The organism is Streptomyces sp. NPDC059564 (assembly GCF_042735575.1).
In the GTDB taxonomy this organism is placed as follows: Bacteria; Actinomycetota; Actinomycetes; order Streptomycetales; family Streptomycetaceae; genus Streptomyces.
The window spans coordinates 1-24,356 of record NZ_JBHWBP010000016.1 but is presented as its reverse complement, the minus strand read 5'-3'; the positions used below and the strand labels follow the sequence as shown (position 1 = coordinate 24,356).

The window sequence follows — 24,356 nt, the reverse complement described above, 5'->3', positions numbered from 1 at the left end:
GTGACAAATAGGGTGGTTCTTCCTAGTCTCTGGTCCGGCGTCGAGCGAGTCGGCCGATGAAGGGACAGGACAGAGGATGAGACGACGGGTATCGGGGATCGCCGCGGCCTTGGCGGCGGCCCTCGCACTGGGCTTCTGCGGTACGGGGGCCACCGCCACGGCCGCGACCGGCGGGAATCCCGACGGCGGCAAGGCCGAGTGCGCGCCGGGGGTGCCGCTGGGGCCGGACGGCGAGCGGTTCTACGACCCGCCGTCGCCGCTGCCCGAGGGCGACCACGGTGACCTGATCTGGGCGCGGCGGGTGCAGGCCCCCAGCGGCGCCCGGGCCTGCCGGATCCTCTACCTCTCGACCCTCTCCGACGGCAAGCCCGTCGCCGTGTCGGGCATCGTCGCCTGGCCCGACCGGGCCGCTCCCGATCAGGGCCGCAACGTGGTGGCGTGGGCGCACGGCACGGTCGGCGGGCCGCGGATGTGCGCGCCGTCGGCGGTTCCGAACCCGGCGGTCGACCTGGTGGACTACTTCACGTACCAGAGCCCGTACGGCATCGACGTGGGCGTCCCGGCGCTGACGGACCTCCTGGCGGCGGGCGACGTGGTGGTCGGCACCGACTACCAGGGTCTCGGCACCCCGGGCGTGCACCAGTACGTCGTCGGGGCCACGGAGTCGAACAACGTCCTGGACTCGGTCCGGGCGGCCCGGCAGATCGACCTGACCCACGCCAACGACAAGGCCGCGGTGCTGGGCTGGTCGCAGGGCGGCGGCGCGGCCCTGTTCGTCGGCCAGAACGTCCGCTCGTACACGCCCGAGACGAAGCTGGTCGGCGTGGCCGGCCTGGCGCCCGCGGCCGACCTCGGGCCGGAGTTCGAGGGCCTGGTCCTGCCCGGCCCGACCGATGCCACCGCCCCGTCCCACACCGCGGCGCTGCGGATCAACGTCTACCGGGGCTTCCTCGCGGCGTACCCGGAGCTGCGGGCCCCGGACGTGCTCAAGCCGGCCGGGCTGGAGGCCCTGCAGGGTGACGGGGTGGCGTGCATCGAGCACTTCTCCGACGTCATCCAGAGCAACGTGGGCAACGTCGGCCAGCTCGACACCCTGTTCCAGCCGCTGCTGGAGGTGCCGCTGGCCTGGCACGAGCGCTTCCACGAGAACACCCAGGGCTACGTGTCGGGCGTGGCGCCGATCCTGGTCATGCAGGGCACGGCGGACACCGTCGTCAACCCCAACTCGACGACGGAGTACGTGAAGCGGGCCTGCGGGTTCAGCCAGCCCGTCCAGTACACGAAGTACCAGGGCGCGACGCACCAGACGATCCCGTTCGTCGCGCAGACCGAGTACCTGTCCTGGATCGCGGACCGCTTCGCCGGCCGCCCGGCGCCGTCCAACTGCTGAGGCGGGGGTACGGGGACCCGTACGGGCGCTACGCCGGTACGGGTTCCTTCGCCGGTCCGGCCGCGGCGGGCGCGGCGGCCGGGTCCGGGCCGGTGTCGAGGTCGGCCAGCATCTGCCGGGTGAAGCCGAAGAACCAGGTCGCGGCGAAGCCGACGGCGTAGCCGGTCGCGAGGCCGCCCGCGTAGACGGCGAGGGCGGCGCCCATGCCCGAGGTGCCGTCCAGCAGCGGGAACAGGGCCCAGCCGGAGGGGCCGATGGCGGTCGAGCCGAAGGTCACTCCCAGCTGGTTGAAGAGGCCGACGAAGGCGCCGCCCGCCGCGCCGCCGACGCAGGCGGTGACGAACGGGCGGCCCAGCGGCAGCGAGACCCCGTAGATCAGCGGTTCGCCGACGCCGAGGAAACCGGCGGGGAGGGCGGACTTGATGGTGGCGCGGATCGAGCCGTTGCGGGGGAGGCGGCAGTAGACGGCGAGGGCCGCGCCGACCTGGCCCGCGCCCGCCATGGCGAGGATGGGCAGGAGCACCGTGTAGCCGGTCTGCTCGATGAGGGTGGTGTGGAGGGGGATCAGGGCCTGGTGCAGGCCCAGCATCACCAGGGGGAGGAACAGCCCGCCGAGGACGAGCCCGGCGAAGGCGCCGCCGGTGGCCAGCAGCCGGGTGGCGAAGGTGCCGATGGCGGTGGAGACCGCACCGGCGAGGAACATCAGGCCGAAGAGGGTGACCAGGCCGGAGACCAGCACGGTCAGGGTGGGCGTGACGAGCACGTCGAGGGTCTCGGGGACCCACCTGCGGCACCACTTCTCCACCTGGACGGCGAGCAGCGCCGCCGCGAGCGCGCCGAGGACCCCGCCCTGGCCGGGGGAGAGGTCCCGGCCGAAGGCGTCGATCTTCGTGACGCCGGGGAAGACGATGATCGCGGCGACCGCGCCGCCGAGGACCGGGGTGCCGCCGAACTCCTTCGCGGTGTTGTATCCGACGAAGACCGCGATCAGGGACATGAAGCCGCTGCCGATCGCGGCCAGCGCCGGGACCAGGGCGGGGAGCCAGCCGAGGTTGGCGAGCAGGCCGCCGAGGCCGGCGATGATGCCGCAGCCGATGAGGGCGGGGATCAGCGGGACGAAGACGTTCGCGACGCGGCGCAGGAAGAGCTTGAAGGGGGTCGCGTTCCTGGCCTTCCGGGCCTCCTTCAGCGCGGCTCCCCGCTCGGCGAGCGCGTCGGCGGTGACGGCCTTGGCGGGGCCGGCCGGGGCGGCCGGGGCGGGTGGGGCCTGTGGGGCGGCGGCCGGGGCGGTGGCGCGGCCCTCCTCCACCAGGGCCTCGAACTCCGGGGTGACGCGGGCGACGGTGCCCGGGCCGAGCACGATCTGGTAGGTGTCGCCCTCGACCACGCCCATGACCGCCGGGAGGGCCTTGAGGGCCTCGTCCTGGACGAGCGAGCGGTCGCGCAGGGCGACGCGCAGGCGGGTCATGCAGTGCGCGACGGAGGTGATGTTGTCCGGGCCGCCGACCAGAGGAAGGATCGCGGCTGCGGTGGCGCGGTTCTTGTCAGTGGACATCGTGGTTCGCCTTGCGTCGGGGGAGCGGGCGGGTCAGCGGACAGGGGTCAGCGGGCCGCGGCGAGGGCCTCGCGGAGGTGGCCCCGCGAGGCGTCGAGGAGCGTGGCGGCGGTGGGTCCGTCGACCGCGCCGAGGATGACGAGGATGGCGTTCTTGACCTCGCCGCCGGTCGCGGTGAGGGCGGCCTCGATCTCCGCGTCGGGCGCGCCGGTGGCCAGGGCCACGATGCGGCGGGAGCGGGCGCGCAGCTTCTCGTTGGAGGCGCGCACGTCGACCATGAGGTTCCCGTACGTCTTGCCGAGGCGGATCATCGTGACCGTCGAGATGAGGTTCAGTACGAGCTTCTGCGCGGTGCCCGCCTTCAGGCGGGTGGAGCCGGTGAGCAGTTCCGGGCCGACGACGACCTCGATGCCGTGCTCGGCGGCCGCGGCGAGCGCGGAGCCGGCGTTGCAGGACAGCCCGACGGTGAGCGCGCCGCGGGTACGGGCGAACCCGACGGCCCCGACCGCGTACGGGGTGCGGCCGGAGGCGGAGACGCCGACGACGCTGTCGTCGGCGGTCAGGCCGAGGGCGGTGAGGTCCGCGGCGGCGAGCTCCGCGGAGTCCTCGGCGCCCTCGACGGCCTTGACCAGGGCGGTGGGGCCGCCCGCGATCAGGCCGACGACCTGCGCCGGGTCGGTGTTGAAGGTGGGCGGGCACTCGCTGGCGTCGAGGACGCCGAGGCGCCCGGCGGTGCCCGCGCCCGCGTAGAGGAGCCGGCCGCCGCGGGCCATCCGCTCGGCGATGGCGTCGACGGCGGCGGCGATCGGCTCCAGCTGCCTCGCCACGGCGGCCGGGACGGTGGCGTCCTCGGCGTTCATGACGCGGGCGATCTCCAGGGTGGAGAGCCGGTCGATCTCCGCCAGGTCGGGGCGGAACGCCTCGGTGGTCAGGGTGTCGAGCTGGGCGCGGAGGGCGGCGTACGCGGTCATGGCGTGGGGCTCCTAGCGGGTGGTACGGGGGGCGCGAGGGGGGCCTGGGGTGTGGTGGCGGGGGGCGAGGGCCTCGTACGAGGCGGCGAGGGCGGGCGCGGCCGTCTCGTAGGTCCGCTGCGCGACGCCGACGAACAGGCAGTCGACGACGAGGAGCTGGCTGGTCCGGCTCGACATGGCGGCCGGGCGCAGCCGGGTTTCGCGGGCGGCCGAAGTGGCCAGGACGAGGTCGGCGTACTGGGTGACGGGCGAGGTGGGGCGGCCGGTGACGGCGATGGTCGTGGCGCCGTGCTCGAAGGCGTGGCGCAGCGGTTCGATCACGTCGCCGGTGCCGCCGGAGTGGGTGACGGCTACGGCCACGTCGCCGGGGCGCAGCAGCACGGCGTTGGTGACGGCGAGGTGGGGGTCGTGGTGGGCGTGCGCGATCAGGCCGATGCGCAGCAGTTTCTGCGCGAGGTCCTGGCCGACGAGGCCGGAGGCGCCGACGCCGTAGACGTCGATGCGGCGGGCGCCCGCGAGGGCGTCGACGGCGGCGGACAGCTGGGCGAGGTCGAGTCCGGCGGCGGTGTCGGCGAGGGTCTGCGCCTCCTCGTGGGCGAGTTTGGCGACGACGTCGGCGAGGGGGTCGTCGACGGCTATGTCGACGGTGACGGCGGGGGCCGCCCCGGACTCCTGCTGCGCGGCGAGCGCGGCCAGGGCCAGGCGCAGGTCGCGGTAGCCGGGGTAGCCGAGGAGGCGGGCGGTGCGCACGACGGTGGCCTCGCTGGTGCCGGTGCGCTCGGCGAGGGCGGTGACGGTGAGCCGGGCGCATCCGGCGGGATCGGCGGCGACGGCTTCGGCGACGGCCTTCACGGACCGCGTCATGGACCCCCCGAGCCCGCGCACGCGCGCCCGTAGCGCCGCAGGTGCGGGGCCCTGCGGGAGGCCTGCGGACGGGTCGTTGAAGGTTTCTTCCGCGCTCTGGCTCACCCCTGAAAGCTATTTTCGGCGGGGTCGGCCGTCAAGACGACATGAGGGACTTCGGCCAGTGCCGGAAAAGGGACCTTCGCCACCCGGCCGGTAGGGGGCCACAATGAGCGCATGGACCACGCGACCCCCCTGGAGCAGGCGCTGCATGTCGCCCGTGCACTTGTTCTCGCCGATCTCGCCGCCGGTGAGGTCGCCGATGCCGACGTCGTCTCCCTCGTCGAGGACTCCGTCACGCACCGCCGGTGGTGGGTGGAGCAGTGGCCCGAGGGCGTCGACTACCTTGCCGGACTCGTCGCGCAGGACGTGAAGGACGCCCTGCTGGAGAAGTACGGGCGCTGGCCGCTGTGCCCGGTGTGCGCGCACGGTGAGCCGCACGCGCTGGACGTGGAGCCGGAGCTGGGGCCCGACCCGCACTGGGTGTGCTCGGAGGCGGGCGTGCGGGTGGCGGCGGTGGGCGGCCTCGGCCCCGTCTTCCACCCGGGCCGGTGAGCCGCCCGTGACGGTGTACATCGACCCGCCGGTCTGGCCGGGGCACGGCCGCATGTGGTCGCACCTGGTCAGCGACATCTCGTACGAGGAGCTGCACGCCTTCGCGGCGGCCATCGGCTGCCCGCCGCGGGCCTTCGAGCGGGACCACTACGACGTGCCCTCGCACCGGTACGCGGACGCGGTCGGGGCGGGTGCGGTGGAGATAGGCAGCAAGGAGCTGGTGCGCCGGCTGACGGACGCGGGGCTGCGCAGGCCGAAGGGCCGCCCGGCCTGATCCCGGCCGGGCGGCGGCGCGGCTACGCTTCGGCCGGCTGTACGGCGGGGGCCGCGGTGCCGGGGCCCGAGGCGATCACGCGGGTCGCGCGGGGCGGCGTACGGCGGTCCAGGCGCAGGGCGATGACGGTGAGGCCGATCGCGGTGAGGGTCATGGCGCCGCCCGCCCAGGCGGGGGCGACGAAGCCGTGGCCGGCGTCGATGACGGTGCCGCCGAGCCAGGGGCCGCCGGTGTTGCCGAGGTTGAAGGCGGCGGTGGCGGTCGCTCCGGCGAGGGTGGGGGCGGCTCCGGCGACGTTGAACATGCGGGCGTTGAGGGCCGGGGCGGTGAAGAACGCCGAGACGCCGAGCAGGAACGACAGGGCGATGGCGGCCACCTGCACGGAGGCCAGCAGCGTCAGCGCGGCGAGGAACACGGTGGAGGCGCTGATGCCCCACAGCATCACCCCGAAGAGGTGCGCGTCGGCGATCCGCCCGCCGGCGGTGGTGCCCACCAGCGCGCCGACGCCGAACAGGCCGAGGATCCACGGGACCCACTTCGCGTCCAGTCCGGCCACGTCCGTGAGCAGCGGCGACAGGTAGCTGAAGGCGCAGAAGACGCCGCCCGCGGCCAGTGCCGTGATGCCGATGGACAGCCAGACCTGGCGGTCGCGGTAGATGCGCAGCTCGCGGCCGAGACGGGGCTTCTCGGCGGGCAGCGGGATCTTCGGGATCAGCGCCAGGATCCCGGCCAGGGCGATGGCGGAGGCCGCGCCGACCGACCAGAACGCGGCCCGCCAGCCGAACTGCTCGCCGAGGAAGGCGCCCGCCGGGACGCCGAGGACGTTGGCGATGGAGAGGCCGCCGATCATGACGGCCATGGCGCGGGCCCGCTGGTCCTTGTCGACCATGGCGATGGCGACGGCCGCGCCGACCGCCCAGAATCCGGCGCAGGCGAGCGCGGAGACCACGCGGGAGGCGAAGAGCAGCCCGTACGTGGGGGCCAGCGCGCCCGCGACCTGCCCGAGGCCGAAGAGGCTGATGAGGGTGATGAGGGTGGTGCGGCGCGGCAGGCGCAGGGTGGCGACGGCCAGCAGTGGGGCGCCGACGACCATGCCGATCGCGAACGCGGATATCAGCAGCCCCGCCTGCGGGATCGTGACGCCCATGTCCTCGGCGATGGGGGGCAGGAGTCCGGAGAGCATGAACTCGCTGGTGCCGAGTGCGAAGACGGACAGGCCGAGGATGTAGACGGCCACGGGCATGCGGGTGCGTTCGGAGGCTGCGGGCATGACATTCACAAACCAGTGCGAACGCGGACGCATTCCCGGGGCCGGCGCCGTATGTCAGGTCAGGGCGTCCAGCTCCGCCGTGAGGTTGCGGCGGGCAGGGGCCTCCCAGTGGGTGGCGCCGTGGGGGGTGCGGAAGAGCCGGGGCAGGGCGAGGAGCTGGCGCAGGACGGCGGCGCGGCCGGTCCGGAAGGCCTCGTCGGGGACGAATCCGTACTCGGCGCGGACGGCGGCGGCGTAGGCGGCGTAGTCCTGCGGGGCGCCGGCGAGGACGGCGAGGTCGGCGTCGCAGAGGGCCTCGCCGTTGGTGTCGCCGGGGGCGGGGTCGTGGGTGACGGTGAGCCGGACCAGGCGGGCGACCTCGGCGGTGCGGGCGGGGTCCACGCCGAGCTCGGGGAGGGCGCGCTCGGCGAGGGCGGCGCTGCGTTCCTCGTTCTCGGAGCGGTCGGGGCGGTAGACGGCGTCGTGGAACCAGGCGGCGAGCTCGACGGCGGTGGGGTCGGCGGCGTGCGGGGCGAGTACGTCGGCCCGTGCCAGTACGTCGGCCAGGTGGGCGGTGGTGTGGTACCGGCGCTGGGGCTCCGCCCAGGCGGCGAGGAGGCGGTCCGCGTAGGGGTCGGGGTCGTGCGCCGGAGTGGCCGTGGCCGCGGTGACGGTCGCCCGCCAGCGGGCTCGGAGGCCGGTGGTGTCGCGGTGCGCGGCGTCTGTGTTCATGCGCACATTGTGGGGGTGGCGTGATGTCGCTGGTGAAGGGCGGGGGCGGGCCCGTACCCTGGATATTGGACTAGACCTATTTTCCATACCCGAACAACCGGAACGAAGGACGGCATCGAATGAGCAACCGTGCGCTCCTGGAGGTGATCGCCCTCGACGTGGAGGACGCGGTCGCCGCACAGGCCGGTGGGGCGGACCGACTCGAACTGGTCACCGACATGGCCGCGGACGGGCTCAGCCCGTCGCGCGAGACCTTCGCGGCGATCAGGGCGGCGGTCGACATCCCGCTGCGCGTGATGCTCCGCACGGCGGACGGGTTCGCCGCCGGTGACGTCTCCGGGCTGCTGGAGGCGGCACGGGGGCTGCGGGCGGAGGGGGCGCGGGAGTTCGTCCTCGGGTTCCTGAACCCGGACGGCAGCCCGGACCTGGCGGCCGTCGAGGCGGTCGTGGCGGAGCTGGACGGGTGCCGGTGGACGTTCCACCGGGCCATCGACCGGGCGGCGGACCGGGACCAGCTGCGGAAGGCCCTCGCCGACCTGCCGGGGCTCGACACGTACCTGACGGCGGGGTCCGCGGACGGGGTCTCGGAGGGGCTGCCGGTGCTGCTGGCGGAGGCCGCGAGGGCCGGCGAGCCGGGGTACGGGGCGCGGATCCTGGTCGGCGGCGGCCTGACCCTGGCGCACCTCCCGCAGCTGCGGGCGGCGGGCGTCGACGCCTTCCACATCGGCGGCGCGGCCCGTCCCGCCGGATGGGACGCACCCGTCTCGGCGTCGGCCGTCGAACAGTGGCGCACGGCCCTGGCATAGCGGGGGGCCGGGCGGGTCAGCCCGCGCAGAACTTGTCCAGTGCCGCCTGCGCGCCCGCGGCGTAACCCTTCTCGTAGTTCGGGTCGAGCGGCGCGGCGCCCTGCGGCGGGGGTTGCATCTTGCAGGCGGTCCTGGTGTCGGCGAGGCCCTTCTGGAAGCCCGCGGAGTACTGGGCCCGGGCGTCCTGCTGATCGGCCTCCGCCGTGGTGCAGGCGACCGTGGCGCCGTCCTGGGTCGCGGTCACCTTTCCGCCCTTCGGGCTGAAGCCGCCGGTCGCCTGCCCGGCGGCGTTCGCCGGACCGCTGCTGCTGCCGACGCCAACGGCGACGATGTCCACCCGGACTCCGGGTTTGGCGCCCGTGACCAGGACGGCGACGCCGTCGAGCGTCGCGCTGTCCGTCAGGGTGCAGGTCATGGAAGGCGCTGCCGCCTGCGCGGAACCCGCCAGGAGCGCCGCTGACCCGAATGCCAGCGAGGACGCGACCAGAGGCGTCAGTACGGCCAGTCGCATGAGTCGGTTCACCCGTCCATCGTCCTGCCGCCTGCCGGCGGCGTCCACCGGAGCTAGTGGAGGGCCGCCGGGAGCGGGGTCGCGTGGAGCAGGGTCAGGCCCGAGACCGCTCGGGTCAGGCAGACGTACAGCCGGCGCAGGCCGGTCACCTCGTCCGGTTCGCCGTCCACGATCGCCGACGGCTCGTCCAGCACGACGTAGTCGTACTCCAGACCCTTCGCCAGCGACGCCGGCACCAGCGTGAGGCGCGCCTGCGCCGTCGTCTCCTCGCCCGGCGCCAGGTACGGCAGCCCCGCCGCCGCCAGCGCCTCCGCCAGCACCGGCACCCGCGCGTCCGCCGCGATCAGCCCGATCGAGCCCTCGTGCGCGAGGGAGTCCCGGCAGGCCGCGACGACGTCCGCCGTCAGGTCGGCCGACTCCGTGATCGCCAGGGAGCCCGGGGTCTCGCGGACCGAGGAGACCGGGACCAGCCCCGGGGAGATCGCCGGCAGCAGCCGGGACGCGTACGCGATCACCTCGCGCGGCACGCGGAAGCCCGCCGTCAGCTCCTCCAGCACCGCCTCCGGCTTGCCCAGGTGGGTCAGCGCCTCGTCCCAGCTGCGGGTGGCCCACGGGGTCGTGCCCTGCGCGAGGTCGCCCAGAACCGTCGCCGAGCCCGTCGTGCAGCGCCGCCCGACCGCCCGGTACTGCATCGGCGACAGGTCCTGCGCCTCGTCGAGGACGACGTGGCCCAGGGAGTGCGTGCGCTCCACCAGGTCGGCGGCCTCGTCGATGAGGACCAGGTCCGCCGCCGACCACTTCGCCGACTTCACGCTCCGGAACGGCTTCGGCCACAGCAGCAGCTTCCGCTCGTCCTCCGTGAGGATCCCCTCCGCGTGCGCGGCCAGGAACTCCGGGTCCGACAGCAGCCGCAGCACCAGCTTCGCCGGTTCCACCGCCGGCCAGACCGTCTTGACCGCCGCCTTCACGGCCGGGTTGCGGGCCACCGCGTCCTGCACCCGGTCGTCGGGGGCCTCGCCCGCCTGCTCCATCCGGACGAGGATCGCGTGCGCGATCCGCTGCGGCAGCGCGTCGCGGGCCGCCCCGTAGCGGATGTCCCGGTTCTGGAGCTCGGCGACGATCTCGGCGAGTTCGTACGCCGGCACCCGCCAGCGGCGCGAGCCGCGCACCACCATCAGCGGTTCGGCGGGCTCGGTGACGTGCGAGCGGACCGCGCGGCGCAGCACCAGCGCCATCCGGGCGTCGCCCTTGACCACGGCGGTTTCGGCGGTGTCGGTGCCGCGTACCTCCAGGCCCTCGCGGGCGACGAGGTCGTCGACCGTGGCCTGCTTGACCTCCAGCTCGCCGAGGGCGGGCAGGACCTGCTCGATGTAGTGCAGGAAGGAACGGTTCGGCCCGATGACCAGGGTGCCGGTGCGGGCGAGCCGCTCGCGGTGCGCGTAGAGGAGGTAGGCGACGCGGTGCAGGCCGACGGCGGTCTTCCCGGTGCCGGGGCCGCCCTGGACGCAGACCGAGCCGGACAGGCCGGAGCGGACGATCTCGTCCTGCTCGGGCTGGATCGTCGCGACGATGTCCCGCATGGGGCCGACGCGCGGGCGCTCGATCTCCTGCTGGAGGAGCTTGCTGACGGCGGCCGCCTCGGAGGGGTCCGACAGGTGCTCGTCCTCGTACGCGGTCAGCTCGCCGCCCGTGTAACCGAAGCGGCGGCGCAGCGCGACGTCCTGCGGGTCGTTCTTGGAGGCGCGGTAGAAGGGCTGGGAGACGGGCGCGCGCCAGTCGATGACCATGGGGTCGCCGTCGGCGTCGTGGACGTGGCGGCGGCCGATGTAGAACTGCTCGCCCTCGGCGCCCTCGGCGAGTTCCGCGCCCGGGGCGTGCAGGTAGTCGAGGCGGCCGAAGAAGAGCGGGGTGTGGGAGAGGTCGGCGAGGGCCTTGATCCGGTCGTCGATCTGCGCCTGGAGGACGATGGCGTTGACCCAGTTCGCGGTGACGTCGCGGATGTCCAGGGCCTCCACGTCCTCGCGCATGGCGCGCAGGGCGGAGCGCGAGGCGCTCAGGTGGGCCCGTTCGCGGCCCAGCGGGTCGGCCGAGGTCGCGGCGTCGGGGGTGGTGTCGGGGGCGTGCGAGGGCACGGGACTGCCTCCAGCTGTGCGGCAACGGAAGCCCGCCGGTTGCCGACCGGCGGGAGGCTCTCCCCGGTACGGCGGCGGGAGGCGGCAAGAGCGGAGATTGTAGTCACCGGGGCGGGGCGGCGCGAACGGATTAACGGGCCCCAGGTCCAGTGCGGGCAGGACCTCCGTACGGGTGTCATACCGCGGAGTGTCAGACCTCCGGGGTGCCACTAGGGGTCGGCATGGGCCGTGAGGAGGACGCCGGCGGCCGTGCGGTTCCGCCCCCAGGGCGATGTGCATCAGGGCGGGAGAACGCACCATGGATACATGAGCACCGCAACCTTCACTCCGATCCGGGGCGGCCGCCCGAGCGGCGCCACCGCCACCTCCGATTCCCCTCCGCGCCACCGGTTCGGCGATGTCATGCGCGCCGCGAAGGTCTTCGCCACGACCGCCGTGAGCGTCGTCGTCCTGGGTGAATACTCCGAGGACGCGGGCGTCATACGCCGCTGACGGCGCGCCCGTGACATGGCCCGGCCGGCGCGTGGCCTGATCCCGGCGCCACCCCCGTGCTGATCCACTAGGGTCACGCGCGTGACCCGCAGCTCCGATCCCGGACGTGCGCCGTCGCCCCTCGTCGGTGTGCTGGTCACGGGCTCGCTGCTGGCGCTGGGCGTCCTGTGCGTGGCCTGGCGCATCCCGACCGCCGATGCCCTCCTGCACGGTTTCTCGGGCGCGGAATGGCATCCGCCCGCCGCTTATCCGCCGTTCGCCGCGATCCTGTTCACTCCGGCCTCCTGGCTGCCGGCCGGAGTGCTCAAGGCCGTCCTCGTCCTCGGGAACGGCTGCCTGCTCGCCCTGCTGGTCCTGCTCTCCTGCCGCCTCGGCCGGCTGAGGGCCCGGCCGGGACCCGTGCTGGCCGCCACGGTCGCCGGGCTGTGGCTGGAGCCCCTGTTCCAGCGGCCGCTGCCGGGCCAGATCAACCTGGCGCTCGCCTGCCTCGCCGTCTGGGACCTGGGCCGGGCGCGCGCCGCGCTCGGCAAGGGCTTCGCGCTCGGCACCGCCGCCGGGATCACCCTGACCCCGGCGGTCTTCGTCCCGTACCTGCTGCTGACCGGCCGCGTCCGGGCCGGGCTGACCGCCCTGGCCGGATTCGCCGGGACCGCCCTGCTCGGCATGCTGGTACTCCCACAGGCCTCCGCCGACTTCTGGGCCCGCCACCTGCCGGCGACCGGGCGGGCCCTGCTGCTGGACTGGCCGCACCTGTGGGTGTGGTGTGTACCGCTGCTGGCCGTGCTGGCCGGGGCGGCGGCCCGCCGTCCGGGACGCCCGCGTACGGGGTCGCGTCCGGCGGGTGCGATCCCCGCGCCCCGGCCGCCGCTGGGGCGGGAGATCAGTCGCTCGCCAGCAGCTCGTCGGCGTCCATGATCCGGTAGGCGTAGCCCTGCTCGGCCAGGAACCGCTGCCGGTGCGCGGCGAAGTCCTGGTCGATCGTGTCGCGCGCGACGACCGAGTAGAACCGCGCCTCGTGCCCGTCCGCCTTCGGCCGCAGGACGCGGCCCAGACGCTGCGCCTCCTCCTGGCGGGAGCCGAAGGTGCCGGACACCTGGATGGCGACCGTGGCCTCGGGCAGGTCGATGGAGAAGTTCGCGACCTTCGAGACGACCAGCACGCTGATCTCGCCCTCGCGGAAGGCGTTGAAGAGCTTCTCGCGCTGCGCGTTGGAGGTCTCGCCCTTGATGACGGGCGCGTCCAGGTGCTCGCCCAGCTCGTCGAGCTGGTCGATGTACTGGCCGATGACCAGCGTCTGCTCGCCCTGGTGCTTGCGCACCAGCGCCTCGGTGACCTTGCGCTTCGTCGCGCTCGTCGCGCAGAAGCGGTACTTCTCCTCGGTCTCGGCCGTCGCGTACGCCAGCCGCTCCGCGTCGGTGAGATTGACGCGGACCTCGACGCAGTCGGCGGGCGCGATGTAGCCCTGCGCCTCGATCTCCTTCCACGGCGCGTCGAACCGCTTCGGGCCGATGAGGGAGAAGACGTCGGACTCGCGGCCGTCCTCGCGGACCAGAGTCGCCGTCAGGCCGAGCCGCCGGCGGGCCTGGAGGTCGGCGGTGAACTTGAAGACGGGCGCCGGCAGCAGGTGCACCTCGTCGTAGAGGATCAGCCCCCAGTCCCGGGAGTCGAACAGCTCCAGGTGCGGATAGACGCCCTTCCGCTTGGTCGTCAGCACCTGGTACGTGGCGATCGTGACGGGCCGGATCTCCTTGCGGGTGCCGGAGTACTCGCCGATCTCCTCCTCCGTCAGCGAGGTCCGCTTGATCAGCTCGTGCTTCCACTGGCGGGCCGAGACGGTGTTCGTCACCAGGATCAGCGTGGTCGCCTTGGCCTTGGCCATCGCGCCCGCGCCGACCAGCGTCTTGCCGGCGCCACAGGGCAGCACGACCACCCCGGAACCGCCGTGCCAGAAGCCCTCGACGGCCTGCTGCTGGTAGGGGCGCAGCGCCCAGCCGTCCTCGACCAGGTCGATCGCGTGGGCCTCGCCGTCGACGTACCCGGCGAGGTCCTCGGCCGGCCAGCCCAGCTTCAGCAGGGTCTGCTTGATCTGCCCGCGCTCGGACGGGTGCACGACCACGGTGTCGGGGTCCAGCCGGGCCCCCACCAGCGGGGTGATCCGCTTGGAGCGCAGGATCTCCTCCAGCACGGGCCGGTCCGTGCTGGTCAGCACCAGCCCGTGGACGGGGTGCTTGGAAAGGGTGAGCCGCCCGTAGCGGGCCATCGTCTCGGCGACGTCGACGAGCAGCGCGTGCGGGACGGGGTACCGGGAGAACTCGACGAGCGCGTCGACGACCTGCTCGGCGTCGTGCCCGGCCGCCCGCGCGTTCCACAGCCCGAGCGGGGTGATCCGGTACGTGTGGATGTGCTCGGGCGCCCGCTCCAGCTCGGCGAAGGGCGCGATGGCCCGCCGCGCGGCCCCGGCGAGCTCGTGGTCGACCTCCAGCAGGAGGGTTTTGTCGCTCTGGACGATGAGAGGCCCGTTCACAGACGCCCCTTTCCGGCGTGGGGTGCCCGTCCGGACGCGGACGGGCAAACCTCCAGTCTGCCGCATCGGGGCGCCGTCGCGTCAGCTCTGGAGCTGTTGGGCCAGCAGATCGCGGGCTTCCTGTGCGGCGTCCGCGTAGTGCGCGTCGTTGGTTTCGCGCAGGACGGGGATCGCGGCCGTCAGCAGAGGGAGGGCCTCCGCGCCGCGGCCGGCGGCCGCCAGGGCCTCGGCGAGGACGCACCGCGCGAGGGCTTCGTCGTGGCGGTCACCGGTGGCCCCGTAGCGGTCCGCCGCATGGGAGGCGGTGGTGATCGCCTCGTCCGTACGCGCCAGGAACAGCAGCGCGGTGGCCAGGTTCACGAGGGCCATGGCCTCGCCGTGGAGGTCGGCGGTGTCGCGGAACCGCTCCACGGCCCGTTCGAGCGGTCCGACGGCTTCCGCGAAGCGTTCGGCGGCGATCAGCGTGATGCCCAGGTTGTTCAGCGCCAGGCCCTCGCTGTGCGGGGCCTGCGTCCGGCGGAAGGTCTCGATGGCCCCGGTGTGCGCCTCGGCCGACTCGTCGAAGCGGCCCGCGCGGCGCAGCACGAGGCCCAGGTTGTTCATGGCCTGCGCCTCGCCGTGGGCGTCGCCGGTCTCCCGGTAGGCGGCCCGGGCGCGCGTGAGGGCCTCCACGGCCTCTTCGGGGCGGTCGGCCTTGTGCAGGGTGGCGCCGAGGTTGCCGAGGGTATGCGCCTCGCCGTGCCGGTCGCCCAGTTCCACGCAGATGTCGATGTCCCGGGTGAACAGCGCGACGGCCTCGTCGAAGCGGCGCAGGTTCAGGCAGATCATGCCGAGGTTGGTGAGCGCGGCGCCCTCCCCCCGCCGGTCGCCCGCTTCCCGCAGGAGGGCGATCGCCTGGTTGAGGGTGTCGGTCGCCCGGTCGAACATCCGCAGCTCGGACATGACCAGCCCGAGGTCGACGAGGGCCCCGCCCTCGTTGGGCCGGTCGCCGGCCGCGCGGTGGTGGGCGACGACCTGTTCGAGTGCGGTACGGGCCTCCTCGAAGCGCCGCAACTCCCTGAGCGGATCGGTCAGCATGCCCAGGGCGCGGGCCTCGGAAGCCGGTGAGGCCGTGGCCCGGGCACAGGCGAGGGCCGCGGTGCCCAGCGTGATCCAGTCCGCGAAGTGCCGGTCCAGCGAGAGGTACCCGTACAGGCGGATGAGCAGGTCCTGCGGTACGGAGGGACGCCCGAGGGCGAGGGCCGAGGAGGCGGCGGCGACCAGGTTGGGGCGTTCCGCGTCGAGCCAGGCGCGCGCCTCGTCCTGGGTGGCGAAGCCGTCACGGGGCTGCACCGAGGAGATCCCGGCGGCGAAGTGGGAGCCGGCGTCCCAGGCGGTGCCCACGTAGTGGTTCAGCAGCCGGGCCACGGCCCCGGAGCGTTCCTCGGGGCCGTCCTGTGCGCCGCCCCGCTCGTCGGCGTACAGGCGGATCAGGTCGTGCATGCGCCAGCGTCCGTAGACGGCTCCCGGCTCGATCAGGTGGCAGCGGGCGAGGTCCTGGAGCAGTTCCTCGGTCCGGTACGCGTCGATGTCCGACAGCCGGGCGGCGGACTCGGTGGAGACGTCGGGGCCGGGGTTGAGGGGCAGCAGCCGGAAGAGGCGGGCCTGTTCCGCGTCCAGGTGGGCGTAGGAGAGGGCGAAGGCCGCGCGGACGGCGAGATCCTCCCGGCTGAGGCGCCCGAGCCGTTGCCGGGTGTCCTTGAGGGCCCCGGCCAGGGAGGAGAGCGGGCGCTGCGGAAGGTCGGCGAGCAGGGCGGCGGCGATCCGCAAGGCCAGCGGCAGGAAGCCGCACAGCACGGCGAGTTCGGCGGCGTCCCCGGGTGCGGAGGCGACCCGCCGTTCGTCGGGGCCGACGGCCTTGCCCAGCACTTCGGACAGCAGCAGGACGGCCTCGGCCTCTTCGAGTACCGAGAGGTCGTGCAGCCGGGCCTCCAGACCGGCCAGGGTGTGCCGGGAGGTCACCAGGGCGGGCACCCGCCGGTCGGCGGGGAGCAGCGGTGCCACCTGGCCGGCGGTGCGGGCGTTGTCGAGCACGAGCAGAACGGGGCGGCCCTGGTCCGCGTACGTCGCCAGCACCGAGCGGTAGAGCCGGGCGCGGTCCTGGAGTTCGGCGGGGACGTGTTCGTCGGGGATGCCCAGGGCGCGGAGCAGGTCGCCCAGGGCGCGTTCGGGGGTGAGCCGGCGCTCGGGGTCGTAGCCGAAGAGGTCGATGAAGAGCACCCCGCCGTCGAACCAGCCGTCCTGGCCCAGGGCGTGGTGCGCCGCCTGGAGGACCAGCTCCGTCTTGCCGACCCCGGGGAGTCCGGCGATGGCGTGGACCCGGTGTCCGTCCGGCGCCGTCCCGTCGGGGCGCAGGGCCTCGGTGAGCGTGCGCAGCACGGCTTCGCGGCCGGTGAAGGTGGCGGCCGCGGCCGGCAGGCCGGTGAGGGCGGGGGCGAGTTTCTCCGGCAGGTTCAGCGTGACGTGACCGCCCTGGACCACGGCGCTGTAGAAGACCCCGCCCGAAATCCCGTTGCGGGTCACGCCGTTCTGCTCGCCGAAGTCGGCCATGCCGGCCCCCCCGTGCCGTCCGTCCTCCGTCTGGGGGTCCCACGGTAGAAGAACGGGGCGGGCGGTTCAGGGGATTCGGCAGAACGGGGTGCGGCCCTCCGGCGCCGGCGCGGCCTACGCGCCCAAGTGGGGGAGCGGGCCCGCCGGATAGGGGGTTTCGGCGGGGAGCAGGGCTCGGGCGGCGTCGGTGTCGCCGGTCCGGAGCAGGCCACCCGTTTTCGGGGCCGTTCGCGGCGCCGGGCCCGGCGCCGGCCCCGGCTCAGACCTGGTCCTCCGCCAGCTCCGCGACCCCCGTGATCCGGTGCAGGGCGTACGTGCGGACCTCGTCCGCCGTGTGGTCGTAGCCGGTGACGAAGCCGCCCTCCACCCGGACCGGGGCGATGACCCGCTGGCTCGCCGCCCCGTCGGCGTTCACGTACCCGATCCACACCGCCGAACCGGTCAGCGCAGCCGCCTGCACCGTCGCCAGCGTCTCCGCCGGGCTCGTGCGCGGCAGTTCGCCCGGCGCCGGGACGCCCCCGGAGGCCGCCGCCGGCTCCTTGCGGACCGCCGTCGCCGCCAGGTCGCCCGCACGGATCGCCCGTACCGCCGCGCCCAGCAGCGTCGCGTCCGGCACCGGCGGGCCGTCCGGGACCGGCACCGGCGCCGACCGTGCCGGGGTGCGGTGCGCGGCGGCCCGCGCCACCAGCACGTCGCCGGTACGGGACTCCGCGGCCGGGGCGTAGCCCATCGACCGCAACCCCTCCAGCAGCGCCCCCGGTTCGGCCTGCGCCGCGAGCACGGTCGGCGCGAGGCGGCGCAGCCCCAGCCCGGCCGACCGCTTGTCGGCCAGGATCTCGCCCAGCATGGCGTCGTCGTCGCAGCGCACGTACGAGGAGGCCGCGCCGACCCGCAGGTGCCCGTGCCGCCGGGCCACGTCGTCGATCAGGTACGCGAGCGGCTGCGGCACCGGCGTACGGCTGTGCTCGGCGAGGAAGGCGTGCAGGTCGGAGGCGGTGTGCCCGGCGTCCAGGGCGCGGCGTACGGAGCCGGGCGTGAAGCGGTACACCGTCGCCCCGCCCTTGGACTCCACATCCGCCAGCGTGGCCAGCACCCCGGCCAGGGGCCGTCCGAGCGGCCCCGGCGCCACCGCCGTCAGGTCGGCCTGCAGCAGGACGTGGTCCACCGGCTCCGGCAGCAGCGGCGCCAGCGGCGGCGCCGGGTCGGACCCCTCCAGCAGGGCCCGCCCGAACGCGCTCAGCGCGCCCCGGCCGGTGACGCCCAGCACCTCGGCCTCGGTCAGGGTCCAGTGCGCGAGCCGGGCCCGCAGGTCGCTCGTACCGCGCACGGGCCGCTCCCACGCGAGCCGGTCCAGGAGCGTGTCCGGATCCGGGGAGGCGCCCTCGGGCAGGTCGGCCAGGAGGTTCAGGACCCGGTGGCGCACCTCGGACGCGGCGGAACGGTCCAGGTCGGGGCCGAGCGCCGACAGGGTGCGGCCCTTGGCGTCCTGCTCGCCGACCAGCCCCGCCGTACGGGTCGCCGGGAGCCACGCCGAGGCCAGCGCCGACCACCGCTCGGCGGGCGGGAGTTCGCACCAGCCGTCGAAGGCGGGGGTGGGCGCGTACCGCTCGTCGGCCTCCCCGTCGCTGGCCAGCAGCCCGGCCGCGTACGCCAGTTCCACCCAGAACGCAGCCGACCCCTCGGTGGTGTCCAGCGTCGACGCCGCCCGCTTGAGGTCCCGTACGGACAGCCCGCCGGCCCGCAGTACCGCGGGCCCGGCGTGCTCCCAGGACTTCACCAGCTCCTCGACGGTGCCCAGCGCGGCCAGCGCCTGCCCGGCGGCGTTCGCGTCCACAAGCTGTGGACGGTGCTCGCGGTGCGCGCCGACCTCCGGGGCCAGCGGCGCCGTCCGCCGGTGCGCGAGCCCGCCGCGCAGGTGCAGCGCCACCTCGCGGGGCAGCACCACCGTCCGCGCCGTCACGGGCAGCAGCAGCCCGCGGTCGCGCAGCCAGCGCACCGGAGGCGTCGGGTTCGGCGTCACCTCCCCGTACGGAGGCCCCCACACGAGCCGCTCCAGCACCTGGTGCGCCTCCGCCGGGGCCTCGTCCAGCAGCGCCGACATCCGCTCCGGGTCGGTGAACAGCCCGGTCAGGGCCGTCACCGCCGACACCGGGTCGTGCGTGCCCGCCAGCCCGGCCGCCGCGACGATCTCCTGGACCCGGGTCGGCGACATCCCGGCGGTGGCCTCCGCGATGGTGGGCCCGAGCCCGGTCGGCGAGGGCCGCTGCGGGGACGGGGCCAGCAGCTCGCGGGCGGTGCGGACCAGGCGCAGCCGCTCCTCGTCGCCCCACACCAGGGCCTGGTCGCGCAGGGTCCCCAGGGCCCGGGGGAGGGCGCCCCGGGCGGCCTCGTCCTCGCCGCCGGTCAGCAGCGACTCCAGCACCGGGTACGGGCACGGGTCCGGGGCCACCGCGAGGGCCTCGGCGGTCTGCAGCGCGAACCGGTCCAGCCGGTCCAGGGCGCGCACCACCGACGCGCGGGTACCGGCCCGGGTGGCCAGCTGGGTGACGTCGCCGGGCACCGGGTTCAGCAGGTCCGGCCGGGCGTGGAGCAGGGCGGCGAGCGCCACGTCGTCGCGGGCGCGCAGCGCCTCGGCGAGGGAGCGCGGGGCGTTCGCCGCGGCGGCGGCGGTACTTGCCTCTGGCACGGTGGTCGCCTCCTGGTCACGTCGGCCGGTCGTCGGCCGGTCCCCATCCGGTCCACGGTATCCGCTGTGCCGACGGCTGCTCCACGGACGCACGCGCTACCTTCCTGTCAGGCGGGACGTGAGGAGCCGGGGCGTGGGGATCGAGAGCGACCATCTGGTCTACGAATATCTGAGCCGGGTCGGGGACTTGGCGCAGCGGCGGCAGCTGTCGTCGGGTGACCGGATGCGGCTGGTGTCCGGGCTGCGGGACGAGATCGACCGTCGGCGCGCCAAGTACGACCCGGACACCCCGGCGGCCGTACGGCGCATCCTGGAGCGGATCGGCACGCCGGAGGAAGTCCTCGACACCCTGGGCGAACTGACCGGCCCGAGGACGGCGCCGCCGCCGGCGCCGGTGGCGACTCCGGCGGTGCCGGTGCAGCGCGGTGGCGGCGGCGGACGGTGGCGCAAGCCGTCACCTCCGCCAGCACCGGAGGAACGGCAGAACGTGCCGCCGCACCTCGCCGGGCTCGACGAACTCGGCCCGGGCGACGGCGTCGACCCCGACTGGTGGGCCCTGTCCCCGGGCGGCGGGACGGGGGCCGGGCCGCAGGTCGAGGGCTTCGCGGGCGGCATCGAGATCCCGGACCTCTTCAAGAAGCCGGAGGAGGACGAACCGCCGTCCCCGGAACCCGATGCGGCCGGTCCGTCCTCCGCGCGAAGGCTCGTACGGTTCCTGCGCGAGCGGCGCGAACGCAAGGCGGAGGCCGCCGCGCCGGAGGAGGCGGCCGCCCCGGCGGCGGGCCGCCCGCGGATCCGCACGCATCCCTTCCTCCTCCTGGCGGCGGCGCTGCTGCTGGTGGGGGTGCTCACCGGGTACTGGGTGCTGGCCGGGGCCGGCTGGCTGCTGGCCTACGCCTCCCGCGTCCTCGGCCCGACCGAGCGGAAGTGGGCCCTCCTGGGGCTGCCGGTGGCCGTCTTCGCGGCCGGGATGCTGTGGGTGTGGGGCCGCGCCGGGGGCAACTGGGGCGAGCCCCTGCCCCGCGACGAGCTCGGCACCGCCTTCCGGGCCATGTGGCCCGCCCTGGCCCGCACGGCGGCCGTCGTCACGGCGGCCTACGTGACCTGGCGCGCCCGCCGCCGACCGACGAACCGTTAGAGAGCGCCTGGAGGAAGCACCAAGCGCGGCATCTGACATTTCACCAAATTTCACCGTCTGGCAAGGCGGGGCCAAGTGGACGTTCCCTCGACTTTGCCCGGTCTCTGCACAATGGGAACCATGACCTCCACCCCCCTGGAACCCACCGTCCCCGCGCAGCTGACGGTCGGATTCGACCTCGACATGACCCTCATCGACTCCCGTCCCGGCATCAAGGCCGCCTACCAGGCGCTCTCCGCCGCCACCGGCAGGTTCATCGACGCCGACGAGGCGATCACCCGCCTCGGGCCGCCGCTGGAGGAGGAACTCGCCTACTGGTTCACGGCCGACGAGATCCCGGAGATGCGGGACCGCTACCGGGAGATGTACGTCGACCACGCCATCGAGCCGACCCCGGCCATGCCCGGCGCCCGCGAGGCGATCAAGGCCGTCCAGGCCCTCGGCGGCCGCGCGATCGTCGTCACGGCCAAGAACACCCCCAACGCCGTGCACCACCTGGAGCACCTCGGCATCGAGCCCGACGCCGTCATCGGCTGGCTGTGGGCCGAGGCCAAGGCCGGCGCCCTGCGCGAGTACGGGGCCCAGGTCTACGTCGGCGACCACGTCGGCGACGTCCGCGGCGCCCGCACCGCGGGAGCGCTCTCAGTGGCGGTCCCCACCGGCCCCTGTCCGGAGGCCGACCTGCGCGCCGCCGGAGCCGACGTGGTGCTGCCCGACCTCACCGCGCTGCCGCAGTGGCTCGCGGAGTACGTCCGCACCCGCGAGGTCTGAGCACCGTACGCGCCGTCAGGCGGCCTGGGACGCCCGGGCCGCCTTGCGCTGCGCCGCGGCCGAACGGAGCACGCCGCCCGCCGCGAGGGCGAAGCCGACGCCCATGAGCATGCACACGGCCCACGCGTACGACGGGAACGGGTCGGTGCCGAGGAACAGCGGGGCCATCGTCACGAGGGTCGCCACGGCGCCGGCGATGAACACGATGCCGCCCGCCCGGACGAGCCCGTCGCCGGGCCGCGCTTCGTCGGGATGAGGAGTAACAGTCACCCCACCAGGGTAGTTCCCTGGCCGAAGCCGTGCCGCGGGAAGGACCGGGGAACGTCTTGTCACCCGTTTCTGGACCACTAGCCTGGAGGAGGCGGGTCGAAGGACCCGCCGCACCGCTATCCGGAGCCGTTTCACACCGGCCCACCGGACCCGACGAGTACAAGGACAGAGGACGGACGTGCCTACCGGCAAGGTCAAGTGGTTCAACAGCGAGAAGGGCTTCGGCTTTCTCTCCCGCGACGACGGCGGAGATGTCTTCGTCCACTCGTCGGTGCTTCCCGACGGGGTCGACGCCCTCAAGCCCGGACAGCGCGTCGAATTCGGCGTCGTCGCTGGGCAACGCGGTGACCAGGCACTTTCGGTGACGGTCCTGGATCCGGCGCCCTCGGTTGCGGCCGCCCAGCGCCGCAAGCCCGACGAGCTCGCCTCGATCGTGCAGGACCTCACGACCCTGCTGGAGAACATCACGCCGATGCTGGAGCGCGGCCGGTACCCCGACAAGGTGCACGGCACGAAGATCGCCGGCCTGCTGCGCGCGGTGGCCGACCAGCTCGACGTCTGATCCCCGTCGCATCCCCCGGTGCCCCGCCGCTTCCCGGAGCCGCGGGGCACCGGCGCGTGCGGCTCCGTGCGGCTCCGTGCGGCTACGGGAAGCGGAGCGCCTCGGGACCGATGGCCGGAACGAGCCCCTCTGCCGCGGCCCTGGTCAGCAGCCCGCGGACGGCCGCGTACCCGGCGTCGCCGAGGTCGGCGGTGAACTCGTTCACGTACAGCCCGATGTGCTGGTCGGCGACCGCCGGGTCCAGCTCCTGCGCGTGGGCCCGTACGTACGGCCGCGACGCCTCCGGGTCCTCCCAGGCCATCCGCACCGACGCCCGCGCCGAGTCGGCCAGCGCGCGCAGCGTGTCCGCGCCCAGCGAGCGCTTGGCGATGATCGCGCCGAGCGGGATCGGCAGGCCGGTGGTGGACTCCCAGTGCTCGCCCATGTCGGCCAGGCAGTGCAGCCCGTAGTCCTGATAGGTGAACCGGGCCTCGTGGATGACCAGTCCGGCGTCCACCCGCCCGTCGCGCACCGCCGGCATGATCTCGTGGAACGGCAGCACGACCACCTCGCCGACCCCGGCCGGCAGCACGTCCGCCGCCCACAGCCGGAACAGCATGTACGCCGTCGAGCGCTCGCTCGGCACCGCGACGGTCTTCCCCGTCAGGTCCAGCCCCGGCTCGCGCGTCAGCACCAGCGGGCCGCAGCCGCGCCCCAGGGCGCCGCCGCAGGGGAGCAGCGCGTACTCCTCCAGCACCCACGGGAGGACCGCGTAGGACACCTTCAGCACGTCCAGCTCGCCGCGCTCGGCCATGCCGTTGGTGACGTCGATGTCGGCGAAGGTGACGTCGAGGGCGGGCGCGCCCGGGACGCGGCCGTGGGCCCAGGCGTCGAAGACGAAGGTGTCGTTCGGGCAGGGCGAATAGGCGATCCGGAGCGGCTCAGCGGTGCTCATGGCGTTCTCCCCACGTGACGAGTACGGGTCCCAGGGCGCGGAAGCCCGCGGTGAGCGCGCCGAGCGCGTCCCCGATCCGCCAGGCGGCCCGGTCACGCGGCCCGACGGCGTTGGACACGGCGCGGACCTCCAGTACGGGCAGTCCGTGCGCGGCGGCGGCCTCCGCCACCCCGAAGCCCTCCATCGCCTCGGCCCCGGCCAGCGGGTGCCGGGCGGCGAGTTCGGCGGCGCGGGCGGCGGTGCCGGTGACGGTGGACACCGTCAGGACGGGCGCGAGCAGTGCCCCGGTGGCCTCGGCGGCGCGGGCGGCGAGCTCGGCGGGCGGCAGGTGCACGCTGCGGCCGAAGCCGAGCGCGTCCACCGCGACGAAGCCGTCCGGCGTGTCGGCGCCCAGGTCGGCGGCGACGATCGCGTCCGCGACCACGAGCGAGCCGAGCGGGGCGGCGGGCGCGAACCCGCCGCCGATGCCGGCGGAGACGACGAGGGAGTAGTCGGCCAGCGCGAGCGCGGTGGCCGTGGCGGCCGCGGCGGACGCCGGGCCGACGCCGCCGACGAGGACGTCGACGGCGAGACCGGGCAGGTCCCGGCGGCTGATGAGGTAGCCCCCGGGCAGGGCGCGCGGCTCCGGCGTGACCGGATCCGGATGAGGGGTCAGACCGGCGGCCACGGAGTCGGCCTCCGCGGCCACCGCGGTCACGACGAGCGCGCGCACGGGGTGCCCGGCCTACTTCAGCTTGAGCTTGAAGGACCAGACGGCGAGCGGCTTGCCGTCCTCGCCGACCTGCACGAAGCCGAGCATCTTCGAGGCGGGCGCCTCGCCCTGGCCGCCGGTCGCGAAGACGTCGGCGCCCTGGAAGCTGCGGTACGTGTTCGAGGAGGGCTCGGTGATCGGCTGCCCGTCGAGGACCGCCTGCCACTTCTTGCCGTCCTCGACGACCTCGGGCTCCACGCCCAGGCGCAGGGTGTCGCCGCGGGCGTACTCGATGGTCTTGGCGTCCTTGAGGCCGGTGAGGCACTCCTGGACCTTGTCGATGGAGAGGTCCTTGCCGTCGCCGCGGCAGTCGGACTCGGCGGACACCGACGAGCTGCCGACGGTCACCGTCGCGAGCGGGGTCGGCTTGTCGCAGGCGGACAGGAGGAGGAGGCCGGCGGAGACGGCTCCGAGGGCCGCGACGCTGCGGCGGGCCCTACCCGGGAAAAGCGGTGCGGTCATGAGCCGAAGGCTATCGGGCCGCCAGGCTCCGCCGCCGCACGGGGGGTCCCCGGCCACGCCGTTGCCCTGGCCGGGCGGTTACGGGACCACCCGGGCGGC

23 protein-coding genes are annotated in these 24,356 nt (G+C 74.5%); 9 read left to right on the top strand and 14 right to left on the bottom strand.

Annotation, left to right across the window (positions count from 1 at the left end; all coding sequences use genetic code 11):
- Positions 1-76 precede the first annotated feature (76 nt).
- On the top strand, positions 77-1,390 hold the full coding sequence (locus ACFV0Q_RS05810) for a lipase family protein (protein ID WP_385000976.1): 1,314 nt from the start codon (positions 77-79) through the stop codon (positions 1,388-1,390).
- A gap of 28 nt (positions 1,391-1,418) precedes the next feature.
- On the opposite strand, the gene ACFV0Q_RS05805 is transcribed toward ACFV0Q_RS05810, so the two are convergent.
- The 3 genes from ACFV0Q_RS05805 to ACFV0Q_RS05795 are packed head-to-tail and all read right to left on the bottom strand — an operon-like array spanning position 1,419 to position 4,885.
- The gene (locus ACFV0Q_RS05805) at positions 1,419-2,945 is read right to left on the bottom strand and encodes a PTS transporter subunit EIIC (protein ID WP_385000974.1); all 1,527 of its coding nucleotides are present in this window, start codon (positions 2,943-2,945) and stop codon (positions 1,419-1,421) included.
- 47 nt (positions 2,946-2,992) lie between these two features.
- Positions 2,993-3,916 carry an N-acetylmuramic acid 6-phosphate etherase gene (murQ, locus tag ACFV0Q_RS05800; RefSeq protein WP_385000972.1) on the bottom strand — a complete coding sequence of 308 codons (924 nt, stop codon included), beginning with the start codon at positions 3,914-3,916 and terminating at the stop codon, positions 2,993-2,995.
- A gap of 12 nt (positions 3,917-3,928) precedes the next feature.
- Positions 3,929-4,885: a MurR/RpiR family transcriptional regulator gene (locus ACFV0Q_RS05795; protein WP_385000970.1), complete on the bottom strand. Its 957-nt coding sequence runs from the start codon at positions 4,883-4,885 to the stop codon at positions 3,929-3,931.
- Between the two features lie 111 nt (positions 4,886-4,996).
- Between ACFV0Q_RS05795 and ACFV0Q_RS05790 the strand changes: the two genes are divergently transcribed.
- Positions 4,997-5,374 carry a hypothetical protein gene (locus tag ACFV0Q_RS05790; RefSeq protein WP_030232504.1) on the top strand — a complete coding sequence of 126 codons (378 nt, stop codon included), beginning with the start codon at positions 4,997-4,999 and terminating at the stop codon, positions 5,372-5,374.
- 7 nt (positions 5,375-5,381) lie between these two features.
- Complete coding sequence (locus ACFV0Q_RS05785) at positions 5,382-5,648, top strand: DUF4031 domain-containing protein (protein WP_385000966.1); 267 nt, start codon at positions 5,382-5,384, stop codon at positions 5,646-5,648.
- A gap of 22 nt (positions 5,649-5,670) precedes the next feature.
- Here ACFV0Q_RS05785 and ACFV0Q_RS05780 read toward each other — a convergent pair whose 3' ends face one another.
- Positions 5,671-6,891 (bottom strand): Cmx/CmrA family chloramphenicol efflux MFS transporter, encoded by a 1,221-nt coding sequence (locus tag ACFV0Q_RS05780; RefSeq protein ID WP_385001052.1) that lies wholly within the window; start codon positions 6,889-6,891, stop codon positions 5,671-5,673.
- Positions 6,892-6,972: 81 nt separating this feature from the next.
- The gene (locus tag ACFV0Q_RS05775) at positions 6,973-7,629 is read right to left on the bottom strand and encodes a hypothetical protein (RefSeq protein ID WP_385000963.1); all 657 of its coding nucleotides are present in this window, start codon (positions 7,627-7,629) and stop codon (positions 6,973-6,975) included.
- A 119-nt stretch (positions 7,630-7,748) separates the two neighbouring features.
- Here ACFV0Q_RS05775 and ACFV0Q_RS05770 point away from each other — a divergent pair, with 119 nt between their 5' ends.
- The gene (locus ACFV0Q_RS05770; protein WP_385000960.1) at positions 7,749-8,435 is read left to right on the top strand and encodes a copper homeostasis protein CutC; all 687 of its coding nucleotides are present in this window, start codon (positions 7,749-7,751) and stop codon (positions 8,433-8,435) included.
- Positions 8,436-8,451: 16 nt separating this feature from the next.
- Here the strand turns inward: ACFV0Q_RS05770 and ACFV0Q_RS05765 are convergent, their stop codons facing one another.
- The gene (locus ACFV0Q_RS05765; RefSeq protein WP_385000957.1) at positions 8,452-8,958 is read right to left on the bottom strand and encodes a hypothetical protein; all 507 of its coding nucleotides are present in this window, start codon (positions 8,956-8,958) and stop codon (positions 8,452-8,454) included.
- Positions 8,959-8,999: 41 nt separating this feature from the next.
- On the bottom strand, positions 9,000-10,973 hold the full coding sequence (locus tag ACFV0Q_RS05760; RefSeq protein ID WP_385001049.1) for a HelD family protein: 1,974 nt from the start codon (positions 10,971-10,973) through the stop codon (positions 9,000-9,002).
- A gap of 411 nt (positions 10,974-11,384) precedes the next feature.
- Here ACFV0Q_RS05760 and ACFV0Q_RS05755 point away from each other — a divergent pair, with 411 nt between their 5' ends.
- The gene (locus ACFV0Q_RS05755; RefSeq protein WP_385000954.1) at positions 11,385-11,570 is read left to right on the top strand and encodes a hypothetical protein; all 186 of its coding nucleotides are present in this window, start codon (positions 11,385-11,387) and stop codon (positions 11,568-11,570) included.
- Positions 11,571-11,651: 81 nt separating this feature from the next.
- The gene (locus ACFV0Q_RS05750; RefSeq protein ID WP_385000951.1) at positions 11,652-12,485 is read left to right on the top strand and encodes a glycosyltransferase family 87 protein; all 834 of its coding nucleotides are present in this window, start codon (positions 11,652-11,654) and stop codon (positions 12,483-12,485) included.
- On the opposite strand, the gene ACFV0Q_RS05745 is transcribed toward ACFV0Q_RS05750, so the two are convergent.
- The 3 genes from ACFV0Q_RS05745 to ACFV0Q_RS05735 all read right to left on the bottom strand — a co-directional run bounded on the left by ACFV0Q_RS05745 (position 12,451) and on the right by ACFV0Q_RS05735 (position 19,369).
- Positions 12,451-14,094 (bottom strand): DNA repair helicase XPB, encoded by a 1,644-nt coding sequence (locus ACFV0Q_RS05745; protein ID WP_385000948.1) that lies wholly within the window; start codon positions 14,092-14,094, stop codon positions 12,451-12,453. The genes ACFV0Q_RS05750 and ACFV0Q_RS05745 overlap by 35 nt on opposite strands.
- 81 nt (positions 14,095-14,175) lie before the next feature.
- On the bottom strand, positions 14,176-16,683 hold the full coding sequence (locus tag ACFV0Q_RS05740) for a tetratricopeptide repeat protein (protein ID WP_385000945.1): 2,508 nt from the start codon (positions 16,681-16,683) through the stop codon (positions 14,176-14,178).
- 259 nt (positions 16,684-16,942) lie between these two features.
- Positions 16,943-19,369, bottom strand: a complete 2,427-nt coding sequence (locus tag ACFV0Q_RS05735) for a helicase C-terminal domain-containing protein (protein WP_385000942.1) — start codon at positions 19,367-19,369, stop codon at positions 16,943-16,945.
- 133 nt (positions 19,370-19,502) lie between these two features.
- On the opposite strand from ACFV0Q_RS05735, the gene ACFV0Q_RS05730 reads away from it, so the two are divergent.
- Positions 19,503-20,507, top strand: coding sequence for a hypothetical protein (locus ACFV0Q_RS05730; RefSeq protein ID WP_385000939.1), 1,005 nt, complete (start codon positions 19,503-19,505; stop codon positions 20,505-20,507).
- Between the two features lie 120 nt (positions 20,508-20,627).
- Positions 20,628-21,278 (top strand): HAD family hydrolase, encoded by a 651-nt coding sequence (locus tag ACFV0Q_RS05725; RefSeq protein ID WP_385000936.1) that lies wholly within the window; start codon positions 20,628-20,630, stop codon positions 21,276-21,278.
- Between the two features lie 15 nt (positions 21,279-21,293).
- On the opposite strand, the gene ACFV0Q_RS05720 is transcribed toward ACFV0Q_RS05725, so the two are convergent.
- The gene (locus tag ACFV0Q_RS05720; protein ID WP_385000933.1) at positions 21,294-21,548 is read right to left on the bottom strand and encodes a hypothetical protein; all 255 of its coding nucleotides are present in this window, start codon (positions 21,546-21,548) and stop codon (positions 21,294-21,296) included.
- A gap of 178 nt (positions 21,549-21,726) precedes the next feature.
- Here ACFV0Q_RS05720 and ACFV0Q_RS05715 point away from each other — a divergent pair, with 178 nt between their 5' ends.
- Positions 21,727-22,110: a cold-shock protein gene (locus ACFV0Q_RS05715; protein ID WP_030239227.1), complete on the top strand. Its 384-nt coding sequence runs from the start codon at positions 21,727-21,729 to the stop codon at positions 22,108-22,110.
- A gap of 82 nt (positions 22,111-22,192) precedes the next feature.
- On the opposite strand, the gene ACFV0Q_RS05710 is transcribed toward ACFV0Q_RS05715, so the two are convergent.
- From ACFV0Q_RS05710 to ACFV0Q_RS05700, 3 genes are read right to left on the bottom strand one after another with little or no spacing between them, the layout of a single operon-like run.
- Positions 22,193-23,044: a 1,4-dihydroxy-6-naphthoate synthase gene (locus ACFV0Q_RS05710; protein WP_385000930.1), complete on the bottom strand. Its 852-nt coding sequence runs from the start codon at positions 23,042-23,044 to the stop codon at positions 22,193-22,195.
- Positions 23,031-23,756, bottom strand: coding sequence for a futalosine hydrolase (locus ACFV0Q_RS05705; protein ID WP_385000927.1), 726 nt, complete (start codon positions 23,754-23,756; stop codon positions 23,031-23,033). Before ACFV0Q_RS05705 ends, ACFV0Q_RS05710 begins: the two co-directional genes overlap by 14 nt.
- Positions 23,757-23,768: 12 nt before the next feature.
- Positions 23,769-24,257 (bottom strand): DUF2771 domain-containing protein, encoded by a 489-nt coding sequence (locus tag ACFV0Q_RS05700; protein ID WP_385000924.1) that lies wholly within the window; start codon positions 24,255-24,257, stop codon positions 23,769-23,771.
- Between the last annotated feature and the right edge of the window lie 99 nt (positions 24,258-24,356).

Bases quoted from the DNA above. Each gene is read 5' to 3' on its own strand.
- ACFV0Q_RS05725 (WP_385000936.1), top strand. From the start codon at position 20,628: ATGACCTCCACCCCCCTGGAACCCACCGTCCCCGCGCAGCTGACGGTC.
- ACFV0Q_RS05805 (WP_385000974.1), bottom strand. From the start codon at position 2,945: ATGTCCACTGACAAGAACCGCGCCACCGCAGCCGCGATCCTTCCTCTG.
- ACFV0Q_RS05810 (WP_385000976.1), top strand. From the start codon at position 77: ATGAGACGACGGGTATCGGGGATCGCCGCGGCCTTGGCGGCGGCCCTC.
- ACFV0Q_RS05755 (WP_385000954.1), top strand. From the start codon at position 11,385: ATGAGCACCGCAACCTTCACTCCGATCCGGGGCGGCCGCCCGAGCGGC.
- ACFV0Q_RS05775 (WP_385000963.1), bottom strand. From the start codon at position 7,629: ATGAACACAGACGCCGCGCACCGCGACACCACCGGCCTCCGAGCCCGC.
- ACFV0Q_RS05700 (WP_385000924.1), bottom strand. From the start codon at position 24,257: ATGACCGCACCGCTTTTCCCGGGTAGGGCCCGCCGCAGCGTCGCGGCC.
- ACFV0Q_RS05710 (WP_385000930.1), bottom strand. From the start codon at position 23,044: ATGAGCACCGCTGAGCCGCTCCGGATCGCCTATTCGCCCTGCCCGAAC.
- ACFV0Q_RS05740 (WP_385000945.1), bottom strand. From the start codon at position 16,683: ATGGCCGACTTCGGCGAGCAGAACGGCGTGACCCGCAACGGGATTTCG.
- ACFV0Q_RS05790 (WP_030232504.1), top strand. From the start codon at position 4,997: ATGGACCACGCGACCCCCCTGGAGCAGGCGCTGCATGTCGCCCGTGCA.
- ACFV0Q_RS05770 (WP_385000960.1), top strand. From the start codon at position 7,749: ATGAGCAACCGTGCGCTCCTGGAGGTGATCGCCCTCGACGTGGAGGAC.
- ACFV0Q_RS05780 (WP_385001052.1), bottom strand. From the start codon at position 6,891: ATGCCCGTGGCCGTCTACATCCTCGGCCTGTCCGTCTTCGCACTCGGC.
- ACFV0Q_RS05760 (WP_385001049.1), bottom strand. From the start codon at position 10,973: ATGCGCGAGGACGTGGAGGCCCTGGACATCCGCGACGTCACCGCGAAC.
- murQ (WP_385000972.1), bottom strand. From the start codon at position 3,916: ATGACCGCGTACGCCGCCCTCCGCGCCCAGCTCGACACCCTGACCACC.